Source organism: Achromobacter ruhlandii (genome assembly GCF_902859695.1).
Taxonomy (GTDB): Bacteria; Pseudomonadota; Gammaproteobacteria; order Burkholderiales; family Burkholderiaceae_B; genus Achromobacter; species Achromobacter ruhlandii.
On record NZ_CADIJL010000021.1, the window covers coordinates 82,682 to 100,975 of the forward strand.

Below are 18,294 nucleotides of genomic sequence, written 5' to 3' on the forward strand. Positions count from 1 at the left end.
TCCGGGAGCTTCACACTGACAACAGCAGGAGACATCGCGTGCAAGGCAATGGTTCGGCAGGAACAGCGGCATCGGCGGGGCAGGTGCGTGAACAGATTCTGATCGTGTTGCAGGCCTGGGGCATGGCGCCCGACCTGGCCGCCATCACCGCCGGCCTGATGGCCGAGACGGATCTGCTGGGCATCGATTCGCACGGCATCTCGATGCTGCCGTCATACGAGGAAAAGCTGCGCGCCGGCACGCTCAAGCTCGACGCGCGCCCGCGCGTGCTGCGCGACGGCGGCGCCAGCGCGCTGCTCGACGGCATGGGCGGGCTGGGCTATCCGGTATCGGCGCAGGCCATGAACCTGGCCGTCGACAAGGCGCTGGAGCATGGCGTGGGCGCGGTGTCAGTGTGCAATTCGCATCACTTCGGCGCGGCTGGCGTCTATGCGCGCATCGCGGTCGAGCGCGGCGTGGTCGGGCTGGTCACCAGCAGCGCCAATGGCGTCATCATGGTGCCCACGCGCGGCGCCATGCCGATGCTGGGCACCAACCCCATCGCCTTCGGCGCGCCGGCCGCGCACAACGAGCCGTTCGTGCTCGACATGGCCACCACCACCGTGGCGGCCAACAAGGTCAAGGTCTACGACTTCCTCGGCAAGCCGCTGCCGCCGGGCTGGGCGGTGGACGGGCGGGGCGAGCCCGTCACCGCCGCCGACACCGCCATGCAGTTCATCTTCAAGCATCCCGAGGGCGGGCTGACGCCGCTGGGTGGCACGCCGGCCATGAGCAGCCACAAGGGCTATGGCCTGGCGATGATGGCGCAGATCCTGGGCGGCACGCTCAGCGGCAGCGCGCTGGCGGCGCGCCGCAACGTCACGCGCCGTCCCGGCGAACCCGACGACGTCGGCCACTTCTTCCTGGCGCTCAATCCCGACGCTTTCCGCGCCAGCGGCTCGTTCGAGTCGGACATGGACGACCTGATCGACACGCTGCACGACACCCCGCCGGCGCGGCCCGACGAACCGGTGCTGGTGGCCGGCGAACCCGAGGCCGCCGAGCGCGCGCGCCGCCGCGAGCAGGGCATCCCGATCCCGCCCGCCCTCGCCTCGCGCCTGCGCGAGATCTGCCAGCGGGCCGCGGTGCCGTATCTGCTGGACTGAGCCCTCCGCCCGGTCGCATGACGTTTTCCCCGCCGCGCGGGCCTGCCCGCGCGTTGATTCACCGACCCGGTCACCGGGCGGCAAGCATTAGAAAAACACGACAAGGAGACAACCATGCAACACAAGACATCGCCGGCGCGCCGCCGGCTGGGACTGGCCGCGCTGGCATTGGGCGCGGCCGCGGCGATCGCGCCGGGGCTGCTGCTGGCGCAGGACTGGCCGACACGGCCGGTCAAGCTGATCGTGCCGTTCCCCGCGGGCGGCAGCACCGACGCGGTCGGACGCCTGCTGGCCGCCGAGCTGTCCAAGGAACTGGGGCAGAGTGTGGTGGTCGAGAACAAGGGCGGCGCCAACGGCAACATCGGTTCCGATGTGGTCGCCAAGGCCGAGCCCGACGGCTACACGCTGCTGCTGTCGGGCGTGGGCTCGAACGCCATCAGCTATTCGCTCTACCAGAGCATGCCGTACCGCGACAGCGACTTCGCCCATATCTCGCTGCTGGCCACCGGGCCCAACGTGCTGGTGGCCAACATGGATTTCCCGGCCACCAACTTCGCCGACTTCATCAAGCTGGTGCGCGCCAATCCGGGCAAGTACACCCACGCCAGCTCGGGCAATGGGTCGTCGGGCCACCTGGCCATGGAGATGCTCAAGCAGGCCGCCAAGATCGACCTGGTGCACGTGCCCTACAAGGGCGGCGCCGCCGCCATCACCGACATGATCGGCGGCCGTGTCTCGGTGATGTTCCTGAACCAGGACACGCTGCTGCCGCAGGTCAAGTCCGGCAAGCTGCGCGCGCTGGCGGTGGCCAGCGCCAAGCGCAATCCCGCCTATCCGGATACGCCCACTGTCGCGGAGTCCGGCTATCCGGGCTTCGCCGCCGAATCATGGTTCGGCCTGTCGGCGCCGGCCAAGACGCCGCCGGCCGTCATTCAGCGGCTGAACCAGGCCACCGTCAAAGCCCTGGCTTCACCGGATATCCGGCAGAAGCTGGAAAGCGTAGGCTTCGTGGTGGTGGGCGACGACCCCAAGGCGTTCTCGGCCTTCGTCCAATCCGAAATCACCAAATGGGGCGCGGCGGCCAAGGCCTCCGGCGCCCGCATGGACTAGCGTTCTGTATCAACTCCCCCCGCGCGCCGGGCGGCGCCGGGGGTTCAATACGATGGGAAACACGCAGCGATGACTTCACCCTTGCCCAACCGCTTTCGCCAACGCATCCTGGCGCGCGAGCGCCTGATCGGTTTCTGGATGTGCATGTCCAGCCACATCACCGCGGAAGTCGCGGGCCTGGCCGACTTCGACTGGCTGCTGCTGGACGGCGAGCACTCGCCCAACACCGTGCCGATGTTCCTGCAGCAGCTGCAGGCCCTGCAGGGCAGCGCCAGCGCCGCCATCGGCCGGCCGACCTGGAATGATCCGGTCGAGATCAAGCGCCTGCTCGACATCGGCTTCTACAACCTGCTGATCCCCTTCATCGAGTCCGAGGACGACGCGCGCCGCGCCGTGGCCGCCACGCGCTATCCGCCGCAGGGCATCCGCGGCGTGGCCGGCATGCAACGCAGCAACCGCTACGGCACCGTGCCGGATTACTTGAAGACCATCAACGACAACATCTGCGTGCTGCTGCAGATCGAGAGCCGGCCGGGCATCGAGGCGGTCGATGCGATCGCCGCGGTCGAGGGCGTGGATGGCGTCTTCATCGGCCCGTCGGATCTGGCCGCGGCCCTGGGCCATCTGGGCAACCCGGGCCACCCGGAAGTGCAGGAAGCGATTCGCCACCTGTACCAGCGCGTCAGCGCGCAGGGCAAGGCGGTGGGCATCCTGGCGCCGGTGCAGGCCGATGCGCGCCGCTACCTGGACATGGGCATGCACTTCGTCGCGGTCGGCACCGACCTGGGCGTGTTCAAGCAGGCCACCTTCGCCTTGCGCGAGGCCTTCCCCACCTGATCCTGCCTGATCGCGCGGCCGTCGCGTTCGCCACGGCCGCGCCTTGCCTTACTGCTCCAGCGCCAGCAGGTCGGCGACCGTCTGGCGGCGGCGGATCAGGCGCGCCTCATTGCGGTCCAGCAGCACTTCGGCCGCCAGCGGCCGGGTGTTGTAGTTCGAGGACATCGACGCGCCATAGGCGCCGGCATTGTGGAACACCAGGAAGTCGCCGATGCGCGGCCGCGGCAGCGACTGATCCGAGACCACGCCGCCGGCGTCCTGCGTGAACACGTCGCCCGATTCGCACAGCGGACCGGCCACGGCGACGCGGGTCTCGGCCGTCGGCGGCGTGGCGCCGTCCGGCGCGTGCACCGAGATGCGGTGGTAGCTGCCGTACATGGCCGGGCGCATCAGGTCGTTGAAGCCGGCGTCCACCAGCGCGAAATCGCGCTCGGGGCGGCGGTTGATCGCGTGCACTTCAGCCACCAGCGCGCCGGCCTCGGCCACCAGGAAGCGGCCCGGTTCGATCTCCAGGCGCACCTCGTGGCCCAGGCGCTGTTCGATGCGCTTGCGGGCTGCGTCCCATTGCGCGAAGTAGTGGTCGCAGTCGATGCGCGGCTCGCCCTCGCGATACGGAATCGACAGACCGCCGCCGGCCGAGATGGCCTCGATGTCGTGGTCCATCGATGCGACCACGTCGACCATCGCGTCGCACACGCTGGACAGGTGGCCATAGTCCACGCCCGAGCCGATGTGCATGTGGATGCCGACCAGCTTCAGGCCGTAGCGGCGCACGATGCCGATGGCGGCCGCGACGTCGTCGATCCAGATGCCGTGCTTGCTTTGCGGGCCGCCGGTGTTGGTCTTGTTGCTGTGGCCGTGGCCGAAGCCGGGGTTGATGCGCAGCCACACGCGGTGGCCCGGCGCGTGCTGGCCGACGCGTTCGAGCATGTCGAGCGAGCCGGCGTTCACGGTGATGCCGTGCTTGATGACGGTGGCCAGGGTGGCGTGGTCGATCAGGTCGGCCGTGAACACCACGCCGGCCGGCTCGCCCGCGGGCTCGAAGCCGGCGGCCAGGCTGCGTTCGATCTCGCCCAGCGACACCGCGTCCACCATCACGCCCTCGGCGCGCATCAGGCGCAGGATGTGCAGGTTGGAGCAGGCCTTCTGCGCGTAGCGGATGACGTCGAAGCGGCGCAACTGGGCGATGCGCTCGCGGATGACGGCGGCATCGTAGACCCACAGCGGGGTGCCGTGCTCGGCGGCGAGTTGGGTGAGCTGGCGCGGATCGAAAGCCATCGCGGATGAACCTTGTAGCGGGAAAGAAGGGGGAGGCCGGCATGATGCCGGACGTGGGTCATCCAGTAAAATGCTTATATTTTTCACATCGATTCATTCTTGATATGGACTCAGCATGCTGACCCATCGCCACGTCGAAGTGTTCCGCGCCCTGATGATCGCCGGCAGTGTCACCAAGGCCGCCGATCTGCTGTTCACGTCGCAACCCACCGTGAGCCGCGAGCTGGCACGCATGGAACAGGCCATCGGCTTCGCGCTGTTCGAGCGTGTGCGCGGCCGCCTGCGGCCCACCATGCCGGCGCTGGCGCTGTATGACGAGGTGCGGCAGTCGTATGCGGGGCTGGAGCGTGTCGCCTCGACCGCCGCGCGCCTGCGCGCGTTCCAGGATGGGCAGTTGGCCGTGATCGCGCTGCCGGCGTTTTCGCATTCGCTGCTGCCCGGGGCGTTCCGCCGCTTCAGCCAGGCCCATCCGGGCGTCAGCCTGGCGCTGGAGGCGCAGGAGTCGCCGTTCCTGGAAGAATGGCTCACGGCCCAGCGTTACGACCTGGGCTTGACCGAACATGAGCTGGAGCCGGCCGGCACGCGCCTGGAGCTGCTGGTGGAGGTCGATGAGGTCGCGGTGTTGCCCGATGGCCATCCGCTATTGGCGCGGGCCGCGCTGGACCTGGCCGATTTCGCCGGCGAACCGTTCGTCAGCCTGTCGCCCAGCGATCCCTATCGCATCCAGATCGACGAGGCCTTCGCGGCCCAGGGCGTCCTGCGGCGCGCCATCATCGAGACGCCGACGGCGGTGTCGGTGTGCGCGTTCGTGCGCCAGGGGCTGGGCCTGGCCATCGTCAATCCGCTGACCGCGCTCGATTTCGCCGGCCGTGGCCTGCACCTGCGGCCGCTGCGGCGGTCGTTTCCGTTCCGGGTCAACCTGGTGTTTCCGGAGCATCGTCCCAAGAATCCGCTGGTTGATCCCTTCACCGCCATGCTGCGGGACGAAGCCGCGCAGATGCGCGCCCGGCTGGCGGCTCGGCCGCAGTGACGGGCCGCTCAAAAAACACGGGTGGGCAACAACGACAGGCAAAAGCGCCGGGCTAAGGTATCAGGCAAAAGCGCGGACTAACGTACCACGCAAAAGCGCCCGGCAAAAAAAACGGGCAACAAAAGCGGGCAACAAAAGCAGGCAACAAAAGCGGGCAACAAAAGCAGGCAACAAAAGCAGGCAACAAAAGCAGGCAACAAAAAAGGATGCCCGTGGGCATCCTTCTTCATTTGCCGTATTCATGACGCTCCGCTTGGCGGAGCGGCAGAATGGCTTAGGCCAGCGCCTTGATGGCGGCAGCCAGGCGGCTCTTGTGGCGAGCGGCCTTGTTCTTGTGGATGATGTTCTTGTCGGCCACGCGATCGATCACGCTGGAGGCCTTTTGGAACACTTCGCCAGCCGCAGCCTTGTCGCCGGCGGCGATGGATTGGCGAACGCGCTTGATGGCGGTGCGCAGCATCGAGCGCAGGCTGGAATTGTGCTTGTTGCGCTCAACGGATTGGCGAGCGCGCTTGCGGGCTTGGGCGGTATTGGCCATGTTGCTATGTAAGTTGAATTCGGCAAAGTCGAACATTTTAGCAAGTCCCCGGGGGATTGCAAGCTTTAAATGCCGTGTCTGCCGATGAGGCGCCCGTCAACCGGGCGGGGGGCGCTGCGAGGAAAACCCCTCGGGCCGCAGGTCCCGGGTTGGGCACCCGGGCTGGAGACCTGATGGGCATCGATGGGAGCCGTGGGATCGACCCGTGATCAACGCCTGATGGTGGCCCTGCCGCGCCTACTGGATAAAAATACGGTACTGAGTATACAACGAAGCGGCTTTTCGTTACAGCCGCGCGTCGGCGACCGTGGTCAGGTCGCGACGTTGATCGACACGAACCAGGGGGTATAGCGCCGCACTTGGATCGGCATCTGGTCCTGCAGCGCATCGAGCGCGGCGTCGGTATCGTCCAGCGGGAAATGTCCGGACACCGGCAGGCCGCCGGCGGCCATGGAGACCCGCAGGGTGCCGCTACGGTAGGGGCGCAGGGCGGCGATGACTTCGGCCAGGGGGCGGCCACGGGCATCGACCCAGCCGGCTTCCCAGGCGGCCTCGGCCATCAGTTCGGCGCGCGGGGTGTCGATGCGCGAGGCGTCGAAACGCGCGCCGGTGCCGGCGCGGACGATGCCGTGGGCGCCGGCCATGGTTTCCACCACGACTTCGTGTTCATGCACCACCACCACGGTGCGCTGGGCCTGCTGGCGCACCATGTAGCGGGTGCCCAGCGCGCGCACGGTGCCCTCGGCGGTCTGGACCAGGAACGGCCGGCGGGCGTCGGGCGCCACCGAGACCGTGACGGCGCCGTCCAGCAGGCGCACCTGGCGGTAGGCGGGGGAGAAATCCAGGTTGACGCGGCTGCGGGCGTCCAGCAGCAGCTGACTGCCGTCGGACAGGATGTAGCGGCGGCGCTCGCCGGTGGCCGTGGCGGCATCGGCCGCGACATTGCTCAGCGGATAGAAGGCATTGCCCACGTAGGCGGCGCAGGCCCCGGCGCTGGCGAGCGCGAGCGAGCCGGCCAGGAAGCGGCGACGCGGCGGCACGCCGACGGCCGTGGGGGTCGGCGGAGCGGAAATCAGCGGTGGCGGGGCTGCCGTGGCATAGCCGGCCGGGTAGGCGTCGCCCAACCGGCCGAAGTTCGATCCTGTCAATGTGCCCGTCAATTGTTGCCAGGCATTCTCATGGAGAGGATCTGCTGCGCGCCACGCCAGGAAATCGTTGTAGTCCTGCGCCGTCGCTTTACCGGAGCGCAGCAGCAGCAACCAATTGATTACTTGGTCCGCCATGGGGTGTCCTTGGGCGTACTTCACTTCATCACGCCGCCCGGCGGAGGCCGGACGGGAATCCTTTCGATGGCAATTTGTAAATAATAAAGGTTTTTTACCAAAGATTACCGGGTGCTTGTCAATTCTTGACGAATCAAATGCAAAAAAAGCCGGCGGCTGGCCGGCTTTTTGCGGAGATGGCGGGGAAAACGCCGAAAATCATCGAGCGGCCCGGCGTCCGAAGTCCCGGGGACGGAACCCAAACAGTAACAACATGCCGAAGTAGACCGCCCCGCTCGCCGCCAGCACGCCGCCCAGCCACAGCGCGCGGTGGCCGGAATGGGCCTGCAGGCCGATCCAGTCAATACGGCCATCAGCGTAGACGAGCAGGGCGGCCAGCGCCGCCAGCGCCGGGATCAGCCGCAGCGTGAAGCGGCCCCAGCCGCTGCCGGGTTGGTAGACGCCCCGGCGGCGCAGGCCGATCAGCAGCGCCAGCGCGTTCAGGCAGGCGCCCAGACCGATGGCGAGCGCCAGGCCGGCGTGGGCCAGCAGCGGCACCAGCGCCAGGTTCATCAACTGGGTCAGGATCAGTACGCCGATGGCGATCTTCACCGGCGTGCGGATGTCCTGCTTGGCATAGAATCCGGGCGCCAGGATCTTCACCGCCAGCAGGCCGATCAGGCCGGCCGAATAGGAAATCACGGCCAGCCGGGTCTGCAGCACATCCTGCGCCGAGAACGCGCCATAGTGGAAGAGCGTTGCCACCAGGCCGTCCGACAGCAGCGCCATGCCCACCGCCGCTGGCAGTCCCAGCAGCAGCACCAGCCGCAGGCCCCAGTCGAGCAGCGCGCTGTAGCCGCCATGGTCATCGCGGGCGTGGGCGGCCGACAGGCTCGGCAGCAGCACCGTGCCCAGCGCCACCCCCAGCAGGGCGGTCGGGAATTCCATCAGGCGGTCGGCGAACGACAGCCAGGTGACGCTGCCGGGCGTGAGCCAGGTGGCGATGTTGGTGTTGATCAGCAGCGAAATCTGCGCCACCGACACGCCCAGCGTGGCGGGCGCCATCTGCTTGAGGATGCGCTGCACCGTCGGGTCGGCCCAGGCTTCGCGAAAGCGCAGCGAGAAGCGCGGCGTCAGGCCCAGCCGCGCCAGCGCCACCCATTGCACGGCCAGTTGCGCCACGCCGCCGATCATCACGCCGATGGCCAGGGCATAGACCGGCACGTCCATGCGCGGGGCCAGCCAGAGGCAGGCGGCGATCATGGACAGGTTCAGCAGCACTGGCGTGAAGGCCGGCACGGCAAAGCGCCGCCAGGTGTTGAGCACGCCGGAGGCGAACGCAATCAGCGACATGCAGAAGATGTAGGGAAACATCACCCGCGTCATCCACACCGCGGCGCCAAATTCGGTGTCGCGCGCGGCGCCGCGCAGGCCGCTGGCCATGGCCGACACCACCCAGGGCGCGGCGATGATGCCGATCAGCGTGATCGCCATCAGGGCCGCGGTGAGCAGCAGCGCCACCCGGTCCAGCAGGGTGCGGACCTCGGCTTCGGAGCGGTTGTTGCGGGCATGGCCCAGGATCGGCACGAAGGCCTGGGCGAAGGCGCCCTCGGCGAACAGCCTGCGCAACAGGTTGGGAATGCGGAAGGCGACCCAGAAGGCGTCGGTGATGGGGCCGGCGCCGAAGGCGCGCGCCACCAGGATGTCGCGCACCAGCCCGGAAATACGGGACAGCAGGGTGAAGCTGCTGACGGTGGCCGCGGAACGGAACAGGCTCATGGGGGTGACTGGATGGAGGCGGACGGCCGTCAATGGAAAATAGCCTTCCTCGAAGGGAAGGACCGTTGCAGGCCTGGGCGCTTCAAAGGATGGCTTTTCCCCGCCGGGCCGCCCCAAGGGGAAAAAGCCCCCTCGGGGGGCAGAGAGCCCCCGTAGGGGGCGAAGCGTGGGGGCATATTCCCCGCCGGGCCGCCCCAAGGGGAAAAAGCCCCCTCGGGGGGCAGAGAGCCCCCGCAGGGGGCGAAGCGTGGGGGCATTTTTACTTCGGCGGCATCCGGATGGCGCCATCCAGGCGGATCGTCTCGCCGTTCAGCATGTCGTTGGTGATGATGGCGTGCACCAGCTTGGCGTAGTCCTCCGGACGGCCCAGGCGGGCGGGGAAGGGGATGCTGGCGGCCAGCGAGTCCTGCACTTCCTGCGGCATGCCGAAGATCATCGGCGTGCCGAAGATGCCGGGAGCGATCGTCATGCAGCGGATGCCGGTTTTGGCCAGGTCGCGGGCGATCGGCAGGGTCATGCCGGCCACGCCGGCCTTGGAGGCGGCGTAGGCCGCCTGGCCGATCTGGCCGTCGAACGCGGCGACCGAGGCCGTGTTGATCATCACGCCGCGCTCGCCGGTGGGCTCGGGCGTGTTGCCGCTCATGGCCTCGGCGGCCAGGCGCATCATGTTGAAGCTGCCGATCAGGTTGATCGACACGACCTTCTGGAACAGGTCCAGCGGGTGCGCGCCGTTCTTGCCGACGATCTTGGCGGCGGGGGCCACGCCGGCGCAGTTGACCAGGCCGAACAGGGTGCCGAGTTCCTTGGCGGCGGCAACGGCGCGCTGGCCGTCGGCCTCTTGCGTCACGTCGCAGTGCACGTAGCGCTGGCCCAGTTCCTTGGCCAGTTCCTCGCCAGGGCCGTCCTGCAGGTCGGCGATGACGACCTTGGCGCCGTTGGCCACCAGCATGCGCACGGTGCCGGCGCCCAGGCCGGATGCGCCGCCGGTCACGATGAATACCTTGTTCGCGATTTCCATGTCTCTACCACCAGATCAATTCAAGGGATGAAAGCGGCGCGCCGGGCGCCGGATGCGAAAAGGCCTTCGGGCCGGGGGCGGAACGCGTCGCGTCCGGCCGGCGCCGAAGGCCTGGGCCTGCGAAGCGCCGATCAGCTCTTGACGGCGTCGAACAGGCGCGACTTGATTTCCTCGACCGCGCCGACGCCGGAGATCTTGCGGTACTTCGGCGCGTCGGCCGGGTTCTGCTGGGCCCAGGACGAGTAGTAGTCGACCAGCGGACGGGTCTGCTGGCGGTACACGTTCAGGCGGTTGCGCACCGTTTCCTCGCGATCGTCGTCGCGCTGGATCAGGTCTTCGCCGGTGACGTCGTCCTTGCCTTCGACCTTGGGCGGGTTGAAGCGCACGTGGTAGCTGCGGCCGCTGGGCTGGTGCACGCGGCGTCCGCTCATGCGTTCGATGATGTTTTCTTCGGGGACTTCGATCTCGACCACGTAGTCCAGCTTGACGCCGGCGCTCTTGAGCGCATCGGCTTGCGGAATGGTGCGCGGGAACCCGTCGAACAGGTAGCCGTTGGCGCAGTCGGGCTGCTTCAGGCGATCCTGGACCAGGCCGATGATGATCTCATCCGAGACCAGGCCGCCGGCATCCATGACCTTCTTGGCTTCGATGCCCAGGGGCGTGCCGGCCTTGACCGCCGCGCGCAGCATGTCGCCGGTGGAGATCTGGGGAATGCCGAAATGCTGGGTGAGAAACGCGGCCTGAGTGCCTTTGCCGGCGCCGGGAGGTCCGAGCAAGATGAGACGCATGAGTGCTCCTGAATGGGGTTTAATTTTTGTGATCCGAGCGATTATGCCGCAACGCAACAGCCTCTGCGGGGCCGCGCCATGCGAAATAACCCTTATAGACGATTGCTGTAGATCAAGCGAACGCGTTCCAGGTCGGCCGGGGTGTCTACGCCGGCGGCCGGAGGATGCGACGCCCGATGGACGACGATGACGTGGCCGTGCTCCATCGCGCGCAGCTGCTCCAGCGACTCGAACCGTTCCAGCGCGCCTTGCGGCAGGGTCGGGTAGCGGCGCAGGAACGACACGCGGTAGGCGTACAGGCCGATGTGATGCCAGGCGGGCAGGCCCTCGGCCAGCACGCGTTCGCCGCCGGCCAGCGCGTCGCGCGCCCACGGGATCGGCGCGCGCGAGAAATACAGCGCGCGGCCGTCGACGGCGCAGACCAGCTTGACCACATTGGGGTTGAACAGCGCCTGGGCGTCGGCCAGCGGACAGGCGCAGGTGGCGATGTCCGCCTCCGGGCTGTCGGCCAGGCGGGCGGCCACGGCGTCGATGAGTTCGGGTTCGATCAGCGGCTCGTCGCCCTGCACGTTGACGACGATCGCGTCGTCCGGCAGGCCCAGCTGTTCCACGGCCTCGGCCAGGCGGTCGGTGCCGGTGGGATGGTCGCCGCGCGTCATCAGGGCGCGCAGGCCGTGGGCCTGGGCGGCATGCTGGACGCGCGCGTCATCCGTGGCGATGTAGACCTGCGAGGCGCCGGATTGCGCCGCGCGCTCGGCCGTGCGCACCACCATCGGCTTGCCGGCGATGTCGGCAAGCGGTTTGTCGGGCAGGCGGGTCGAGGCGGTGCGCGCCGGGATCAGGGCGATGAAGCTCACGGCGGGGCGGGTCAGGAGGACGCGGCGGCGGCGTCGTCCAGCGAACGCGCCTCGGATTCAAGCATGACGGGAATGCCGTCGCGCAACGGGAACGCCAGGCGGTCGGCGCGGCAGACCAGTTCGGCCCGGGTCCGGTCGTGTTCGAGGCGGCCCTTGCACAGGGGGCAGACGAGGATGTCGAGAAGGCGGGATTCCATGACCGGGATTCTAAAACAGTTTGGGCGGGCGCAGCCCGCGCCGGGCCGCCTGGTGCGTCGGAAATGACGGCTGCGGGAGGATCGAATTACGTGTTTTGTTAATTGTTGTCATGTTTTGATGCCCCGTGCCCGAAATTTCGGGACGGATGATGGCTATGATCCGCCGCGACGTGAGGAAAGAGGAAACACGACAATGGATTCCAACACCATCCGCATCGGGCTGATGCTCATCATCCTGGCCTGGACGGTCATCAGCGCCATCACCTACATGGCGCGCCGCAGCGGCAACAAGGACGCACTGCGCCAGCTCAAGCGGGAAGGCCAGCCGTTGCGCCGCCTTGGCGCCGAGGAGCAGGCGCTGGTGCAGCCATTCCTGGTGCGGCCCGCCAAGCCCACGCAAAGCGTCGCGCTGCTCAATGACGGCGTGTTCCCGTTGCGCGGCGCCTTCGTGCGTCACGGGCTGGAATCGAGCCACGGCGCCGCCACGCTGCACGACACGCTGGGCGGCGTCGACGTGGTGCTGCCTTACGACGCGCGCGATTATCTGCGCGAGGACAATCAGGCCGAAGTGGTGCTGACGGAGAAATTCGCCATCGTGGTGGCGCTGAACGGCGAATTCGACCTGGTCGGCGGCCGCGAGCGCGAGGCGCGCCGGCAGAAGCAGAACCAGCAATGGTCCAGCGGCAAGCTGGGCGAGATGCAGAACGTGGTCGATGCCGACGCGGTCACCGCGGATGGCGCGGGCCAGACGCCGGACGTCCAGGCCGAGCACGAGTGCGCCGAGGCCATGCGGGTCGAGATCCTCAGCCAGCGCGAGGAAACGCCCGCCGAGATCGCCTGGCGCCGTCCGGCCGGCATCGCCTTCTGGCCCGCCATGCTGTGGCTGGCGGCGTTTGTCTGCCTGGGCGTGGCCGCGGCGGGCGGCGGCCTGGCGTGGCTCGTATCGGCCGCCACGCCCGCGCTGCTGGCCGTCTGGCTGACCTGGCGCCGCCGGCCCTTGGGCGCGGCGCAGAAAGTAAACCGGGTGCGTGGCGAACTGAACGCAATCGTGCTGACCAACCCGGCCAATGCGCAGGCCGTGTCGACCCAGTTGTTCCTGGGCGACAAGCTGCCGGTGACGCTGCCTGATCATTGGCGCGCCAACCTGGAACTGCCGGACGATGGTCGCGTCGACGTGGACCTGCGGGTGGAGGACTACGCCGTGTTGCGCCTGGGCAATCGCTTTTCCGTGGATGAGGAGCAGCGCCTGTTCCCGCCGGTGGCCTGGGGCCGCCATGTGACACTGGCGCTCGCGGGGCTGATCGCCGGCGCGGCGTTCGGCCTGGTCGGCGGCGACGATCTGCGCGGCGATGTCGCGCTGACGTCGGCCTGGGCGCGCGGCTTCCAGCCGCGCGTCTACGACTCGGCCACGGCGTTGGCGCAGGACCCGCCCGCGCCTGGCGACGTGGTGGCCTTGAAGGGGATGGGCCGCTGCCAGTTCCAGCCCGATGCGTATCGTCAGGACGAGGTGCGCTTCGACTGCGAGCGGATCCGTTGGCAGGGCGATGCGATCCAGGCCGACGAGCTGCGGCTGGCGCCGGCCGCGCTGGCGTTGTATTCGGGCGCTTTCCTGAAGACCCGGCCCAATCCGATGATGGACATGCTGGTCCGCAACCAGATCTACGGCAGCATGGCCGGCAATCCGCTGGCCGCCTACAACGCCCGCAATGTGTCGGCGGTGACCGTGAACCGCGTGACCGATCTGGTGCTGACGATCGAGCTGGCCTGCGAGGCCGCCACCGGCCAGGCCATCGCCGAGTGCGACCGCCTCAAGGCCGAGACAGTCGACAGCCTGATGCTGGCGCGCGACGAGCCGGACAGTTGGCTGGCACTGTTGCGGCTGGCACAGGGCGGGGCCTTGAAGCAGCAGCGCAATGCCGATGATGGCGTCATCATCACGCGCGCCGCCGATCTGCTGCGCGGCCTGGCCAGGAGCAGCATGGAGCCCCAGGTGCGCGAGGCCTTGGCGCGCGCGGGCAATGATCTGATGGCGCGCCAGCGCGGCGGCGTGGTCCTGCAGGTGTGGCCGGGCCGCTACGCCGATCTGCCCCAACTGCCGCCGCGCGACAACATGCCTGATCTGCTGCAGTCGTGGGGCCACCAGACCGCGATGCTGGCGGCCGATGGGGCCCGGCCGTTCCAGGCCGGCGGCGTGGTCACCGCGGTCGGGCGCGAGGCGTCCGGCGCGACGGTCGTCGACGTCGATGCGCGGCGTTCGCTGGACGATCCGTGGCCATCGCTGGCGCGCGTCATCTGGCTGGCGCTGGCGTTGCTGCTGTTGGCGGTGCATGCGCCCCTGGCGGTGCTGCGGCTGCGCGCGGCGGCTGCCCGCAAGCGCGGTCTGGCGGAGTACGCGCGGCGTCCGGCCGCGGCGCGTTCGGCCTTCTTCTAGGAAGGCTGTCGCGGGGCGCGCTGGCGCAGCGCCTGCGCCAGCCAGTCGAACAATCGCGGGTCGGAAAAGCCGGCCCGCACCGGCACTTCCCACAGGCGCGCGTCATGCAACGCGGCGCACTTGATGGCGTCCTTGGACGTGACCAGGATGGTCCGCGCGGCCAGCGCCTGGAAGGGCGAAGTGGCGTAGTCGTGGTGGTCAGGCAGGGGCAGCGTGGCCGCCAGCGTGATGCCCTGGGTCCGCAGCGTGGTGAAGAAACGTTCCGGGTTGCCGATGCCGGCGGCCGCGGCCACGTCCGGCTGGCCGGCGAAGGCGGCCAGCGGGCGGCGCGTGCCGCCCTCGATCTGGCGGGCGTCATCGGGGTCCAGCCACATGGAGACCTGGCGCGGCCCCGGGCCGGAGGGCGCCGTTGCGTGGCCGTCGGGCACGCCGATATTGGTGATCACCGCATCCACCTCGCGCAGCCGGCTGGCGGGTTCGCGCAAGGGGCCCGCGGGCAGCAGGCGGCCATTGCCGACGCCGCGCTGGTCCTGCACCACGATTTCCACGTCCCGGGCCAGTGCCAGGTGTTGCAGGCCGTCGTCGGAAACGATCACGTCCACCTGGGGATGGGCGCGCAGCAGCGCCTGGGCCGCCAGCGCGCGGCGCGGATGCACCGCCACGGGCGCGCCGGTGGCGCGCGCGATCAGAGCCGGCTCATCGCCGAATTGCGCCGCGGCCAGTTCGCCCTGGCCGACGCGTGCCTGCGGTCCGAGTTTCACGCCGTAGCCGCGGCTGACCACGCCGGGCGTATAGCCGCGGGCGCGCAGCGCGTCGACGGTGGCAATGACCATGGGCGTCTTGCCGGTGCCGCCCACGTAGATGTTGCCGATCACCACCACGGGCACAGGCGCCCGATAGGCCGTCTTGCGGCCGTCGCGGTAATCGGCGCGCTTGCGCGCCACCACGCGGGCGGTGAGGGCGGCCAGCGGCCGCAGCAGGGTGGAAAGCCAGCCGCCGTGCTGCCATTGGCGCGCAAGCAGCGAGGCCTTGGAGGACGGCGCGCTCACCGGGCGGTCTGGGCGGCGAAGTTGACGCGGCCGATGCCCGCCAGACGGGCCGCCTCCATCACGTTGATCACGGACTGGTGGGTGGCCTGGGCGTCGGCGTTGATGACCACCAGCGGTTCCGTCTTGCCGGCCGCCGCCTGGCGCAGCACCTCGGCGATCTCGGGCGGCGTGGACACGTCGATGAGGGTGCCGTTGAGCGCGTAGCGCCCGTCCTGGCTGATGGCCACTTCCAGCGCCGGCGGGGTTTCCTGCTCGGACGAGGCCTGCGGCAGCGTGACCTTCAGTTGCGTGAAGCGGGCAAAGGACGTGGTGGCGGCCAGGAAGATGAGGATGACCAGCAGGACGTCGATGAGCGGGATCAGGTTGATGTCCAGCTCGTCGCGGTCGCCCCGGGAGCCCCGGAAATTCATGGGCGATCCTCGCGCGGCGCGGGCGAGACGGCGCGCGCCAGGCGCGCGGCCGAGATTTCCATGGCGTTCAGGTAGCCGTCGACCCGACCGCGCAGGTAGCGGTGGGCGATCATGGCGGGAATGGCGATGAGGATGCCGAAGCCGGTGTTGTACAGCGCGATGGAAATGCCGCGCGCCAGCTGGGCCGGATCGCCGCCGCCCGGCGTATATGAGCCGAAGATTTCGATCATGCCGACGACCGTGCCGAACAGGCCCATCAGCGGCGCCACCACGGCAATGGTGCCGATGGCCGGAATGTAGCGGCTGAGGTCATGGGCCACGGCGCGGCCGGTGTCCTCGACCACGTTGCGCAGTTCCTCGCGCGGCAGGTGACGATGGCGCATGACCTCGGCCAGCACCCGGCCCAGCGGGGAATTGCGTTCCAGGCGGTTCAGGGCCTCGGGGCTGTCCTGGCGGTTGCGCAGCATCTCGGCGACCTGCTCGTTCAGGCCGCGCGGCATGACCTGGCTGCGGCGCAGCGACAGGAAGCGCTCGAAGATCAGCGCCAGGCCCAGCACGGAAGTCGCCAGCAGGGGCCAGATGGGCCAGCCGGCCTCGCGCAAGATGGAAAGCAAAACGGTCGACTCCACGGGAGAGGGCCGGGGGCGGTCGGGGCCACGCGCCGGCATCTGATCAAGCCGGAACTGTAACGGCGCGGCGGGGAAGTGGCAAGGGCGGCCGACCGCCGAAACTATCCACAGAATTTGTGGATAATTCTGTGCAAAACTTCCCCGGAACGCTTGTCGGCACAGGGCTTGCGCTTGTTTGCTCCCATTTCGAGCAGCGCTGCGTGGCTGGAATTTCCATAAAAATCATATCTTTAGGTCGAATTTGCTGGCTTTCGGGCCAGTCGCGGCAAAAATGCCCGGACGCGGTATCATTGCGGCCCGCTACGTATGCCCTGTGGACAGGTACGCAACGGAAAGCCTTATGACAATTGAACTTGCGGTCACAAACAACGTATTTGCGCGGGATATCCTGACGGTTGCCCAGCTGAACCAAGCAGTGGGGCAGTTGTTGGAGCGCAGCATCCCGGCGCTGTGGGTGCGCGGCGAGATTTCCAACTTCACACAGGCGGCTTCCGGGCATTGGTACTTCACGCTCAAGGACAGCCGCGCCGCGGTGCGCGCCGTCATGTTCCGAGGCCGCGCCAGCGCGGTGGGTTTCGTGCCGCGCGCTGGCGACCAGGTCGAAATCAGGGCCAGGGTGTCGCTGTACGAGCCGCGCGGCGACTACCAGTTGCAGGTCGATGCCATGCGCCGCGCCGGCCTGGGCAATCTGTACGAGGCCTTTCTGCGCCTGAAGGAACAGCTCGACGCCGAGGGCCTGTTCGACCCTGCGCGCAAGCGCGAGCCGGCGCCGCTGCCGCGCGCCATCGGCGTGATCACCTCGCTGCACGCCGCCGCATTGCGCGACGTCCTGTCGGCGCTGGCCCGGCGCGCCCCCCAGGTGCCTGTCATCATCTACCCGGCGCCGGTGCAGGGCGCCGACGCGGCCGGCCGGCTGGCCGCGCAGATCCGCCTGGCGAACGCCCGCGGCGAAGTCGATACGCTGCTGCTGGTGCGCGGCGGCGGCAGTATCGAGGACCTCTGGAGCTTCAACGACGAGGCCCTGGCGCGCGCGATCGATGCCAGCGCCATCACCACCATCAGCGGCGTCGGTCACGAGACCGATTTCACCATCGCCGATTTCGTTGCCGACGTGCGCGCGCCCACGCCGACCGCGGCGGCCGAACTGGCCTGCGTGCCGCGTTCGGAACTGCTGGGCCGCGTCATGTACGCGGCCGAGACGCTGGTGCGCGGGCAGCAGCGCCGCCTGGAACGCGCGGCGCAGCGGCTGGACCGCGCCACCGCGCAACTGGTGTCGCCGGCCCAGCGCCTGGAACACCAGCGGGAACGCCTGAACGGCCTGAGTTACCGCCTGGCCTCGGCCTGGGCCGGTCCGCAGGCGCGCCGCGGCGCCCGCGTCAACTTGCTGGCGCAGCGCCTGGCGCATCGCGTGCCCGATACCCGCCGCGGCGCCGAACGCCTGGCCGCCGTGACGCGTCAACTGGGCCAGGCGCATGCGCGCCTCCTGGCGCGGCGCCGCGACCAACTGGCCGCGGCCGGGGCGCAACTGCGCGCGCTCGATCCAGGCAACACGCTGGCGCGCGGCTATGCTATCGCCCGGGACGCCGACGGCCGCATCGTGCGCGATGCCGCCAGCCTGGCGGCGGGGCAGGGCCTGGACCTGAGCTTCGCGCAGGGCGGCGCCCGCGTCGAAGTCAGGCAAGTGCGCGAGACGCGCGATCTCTGACACGCGCGGGCAGGTCGGTGGAAGGTCAACACGGGCCGTGCGGATGCCGGCCGGCAAGGGTGCAAGGATGCGGTTGAACACACGCAAGCATGCGCGCGCGGCGCGCCCCACGGCCGGGCGGGCCGCCGTGGGGGCGGCGCTGCTGGCGGCCGCTTCGGTTCTGGCCGCGCCGCCGGCGCACGCCGGACCTCCGGTTCCGACCAATGCGCAAAGCAAGAGCCGGGCCGTGGC

General features: G+C 68.9%; 18 protein-coding genes. 6 read left to right on the top strand and 12 right to left on the bottom strand.

What is annotated here, in order from left to right:
* Positions 1 to 38 precede the first annotated feature (38 nt).
* From HV742_RS22125 to garL, 3 genes are all read left to right on the top strand, one after another.
* A complete protein-coding gene (locus HV742_RS22125) occupies positions 39 to 1,145 on the top strand; it encodes an Ldh family oxidoreductase (protein WP_175146357.1) in 1,107 nt (368 codons plus the stop codon).
* Between the two features lie 114 nt (positions 1,146 to 1,259).
* Positions 1,260 to 2,255 carry a Bug family tripartite tricarboxylate transporter substrate binding protein gene (locus HV742_RS22130; RefSeq protein ID WP_054502062.1) on the top strand — a complete coding sequence of 332 codons (996 nt, stop codon included), beginning with the start codon at positions 1,260 to 1,262 and terminating at the stop codon, positions 2,253 to 2,255.
* Between the two features lie 69 nt (positions 2,256 to 2,324).
* Positions 2,325 to 3,092 carry a 2-dehydro-3-deoxyglucarate aldolase gene (gene garL / locus HV742_RS22135; RefSeq protein WP_049073087.1) on the top strand — a complete coding sequence of 256 codons (768 nt, stop codon included), beginning with the start codon at positions 2,325 to 2,327 and terminating at the stop codon, positions 3,090 to 3,092.
* Between the two features lie 48 nt (positions 3,093 to 3,140).
* On the opposite strand, the gene lysA is transcribed toward garL, so the two are convergent.
* A complete protein-coding gene (lysA, locus tag HV742_RS22140) occupies positions 3,141 to 4,370 on the bottom strand; it encodes a diaminopimelate decarboxylase (protein WP_175146358.1) in 1,230 nt (409 codons plus the stop codon).
* 115 nt (positions 4,371 to 4,485) lie between these two features.
* Between lysA and HV742_RS22145 the strand changes: the two genes are divergently transcribed.
* A complete protein-coding gene (locus HV742_RS22145; RefSeq protein WP_054415873.1) occupies positions 4,486 to 5,400 on the top strand; it encodes a LysR family transcriptional regulator in 915 nt (304 codons plus the stop codon).
* A 60-nt stretch (positions 5,401 to 5,460) separates the two neighbouring features.
* Here the strand turns inward: HV742_RS22145 and HV742_RS22150 are convergent, their stop codons facing one another.
* From HV742_RS22150 to HV742_RS22185, 8 genes are all read right to left on the bottom strand, one after another.
* Entirely contained in the window at positions 5,461 to 5,643 is a 183-nt protein-coding gene (locus HV742_RS22150; RefSeq protein WP_175146359.1) for a hypothetical protein, read from the bottom strand.
* A 31-nt stretch (positions 5,644 to 5,674) separates the two neighbouring features.
* On the bottom strand, positions 5,675 to 5,938 hold the full coding sequence (gene rpsT / locus HV742_RS22155; RefSeq protein WP_006396042.1) for a 30S ribosomal protein S20: 264 nt from the start codon (positions 5,936 to 5,938) through the stop codon (positions 5,675 to 5,677).
* A 311-nt stretch (positions 5,939 to 6,249) separates the two neighbouring features.
* Positions 6,250 to 7,221 (bottom strand): FecR domain-containing protein, encoded by a 972-nt coding sequence (locus tag HV742_RS22160; protein ID WP_175146360.1) that lies wholly within the window; start codon positions 7,219 to 7,221, stop codon positions 6,250 to 6,252.
* Positions 7,222 to 7,419: 198 nt separating this feature from the next.
* Positions 7,420 to 8,979: a murein biosynthesis integral membrane protein MurJ gene (murJ, locus tag HV742_RS22165; RefSeq protein ID WP_059271498.1), complete on the bottom strand. Its 1,560-nt coding sequence runs from the start codon at positions 8,977 to 8,979 to the stop codon at positions 7,420 to 7,422.
* Positions 8,980 to 9,238: 259 nt separating this feature from the next.
* Positions 9,239 to 9,997: a 3-hydroxyacyl-CoA dehydrogenase gene (locus HV742_RS22170; RefSeq protein ID WP_006384004.1), complete on the bottom strand. Its 759-nt coding sequence runs from the start codon at positions 9,995 to 9,997 to the stop codon at positions 9,239 to 9,241.
* Between the two features lie 131 nt (positions 9,998 to 10,128).
* Positions 10,129 to 10,785, bottom strand: coding sequence for an adenylate kinase (gene adk / locus HV742_RS22175; RefSeq protein ID WP_175146361.1), 657 nt, complete (start codon positions 10,783 to 10,785; stop codon positions 10,129 to 10,131).
* A gap of 92 nt (positions 10,786 to 10,877) precedes the next feature.
* Positions 10,878 to 11,642, bottom strand: a complete 765-nt coding sequence (kdsB, locus tag HV742_RS22180) for a 3-deoxy-manno-octulosonate cytidylyltransferase (RefSeq protein WP_049073093.1) — start codon at positions 11,640 to 11,642, stop codon at positions 10,878 to 10,880.
* 11 nt (positions 11,643 to 11,653) lie between these two features.
* Positions 11,654 to 11,839 carry a Trm112 family protein gene (locus HV742_RS22185; protein ID WP_049073094.1) on the bottom strand — a complete coding sequence of 62 codons (186 nt, stop codon included), beginning with the start codon at positions 11,837 to 11,839 and terminating at the stop codon, positions 11,654 to 11,656.
* A gap of 193 nt (positions 11,840 to 12,032) precedes the next feature.
* Between HV742_RS22185 and HV742_RS22190 the strand changes: the two genes are divergently transcribed.
* The gene (locus tag HV742_RS22190; RefSeq protein WP_175146362.1) at positions 12,033 to 14,270 is read left to right on the top strand and encodes an IgaA/UmoB family intracellular growth attenuator; all 2,238 of its coding nucleotides are present in this window, start codon (positions 12,033 to 12,035) and stop codon (positions 14,268 to 14,270) included.
* On the opposite strand, the gene lpxK is transcribed toward HV742_RS22190, so the two are convergent.
* Genes lpxK through HV742_RS22205 form a run of 3 tightly spaced genes read right to left on the bottom strand, consistent with a single transcriptional unit; the run spans position 14,267 to position 16,343 of the window.
* A complete protein-coding gene (gene lpxK / locus HV742_RS22195; RefSeq protein WP_175146363.1) occupies positions 14,267 to 15,319 on the bottom strand; it encodes a tetraacyldisaccharide 4'-kinase in 1,053 nt (350 codons plus the stop codon). The two genes, HV742_RS22190 and lpxK, sit on opposite strands and share 4 nt — an antisense overlap.
* The gene (locus HV742_RS22200; RefSeq protein ID WP_049073097.1) at positions 15,316 to 15,729 is read right to left on the bottom strand and encodes an ExbD/TolR family protein; all 414 of its coding nucleotides are present in this window, start codon (positions 15,727 to 15,729) and stop codon (positions 15,316 to 15,318) included. Before HV742_RS22200 ends, lpxK begins: the two co-directional genes overlap by 4 nt.
* On the bottom strand, positions 15,726 to 16,343 hold the full coding sequence (locus tag HV742_RS22205; protein WP_049073098.1) for a MotA/TolQ/ExbB proton channel family protein: 618 nt from the start codon (positions 16,341 to 16,343) through the stop codon (positions 15,726 to 15,728). The genes HV742_RS22200 and HV742_RS22205 overlap by 4 nt, the downstream gene beginning before the upstream one ends.
* Positions 16,344 to 16,698: 355 nt before the next feature.
* On the opposite strand from HV742_RS22205, the gene xseA reads away from it, so the two are divergent.
* A complete protein-coding gene (xseA, locus tag HV742_RS22210; protein ID WP_059271491.1) occupies positions 16,699 to 18,063 on the top strand; it encodes an exodeoxyribonuclease VII large subunit in 1,365 nt (454 codons plus the stop codon).
* The last annotated feature ends 231 nt before the right edge of the window (positions 18,064 to 18,294 follow it).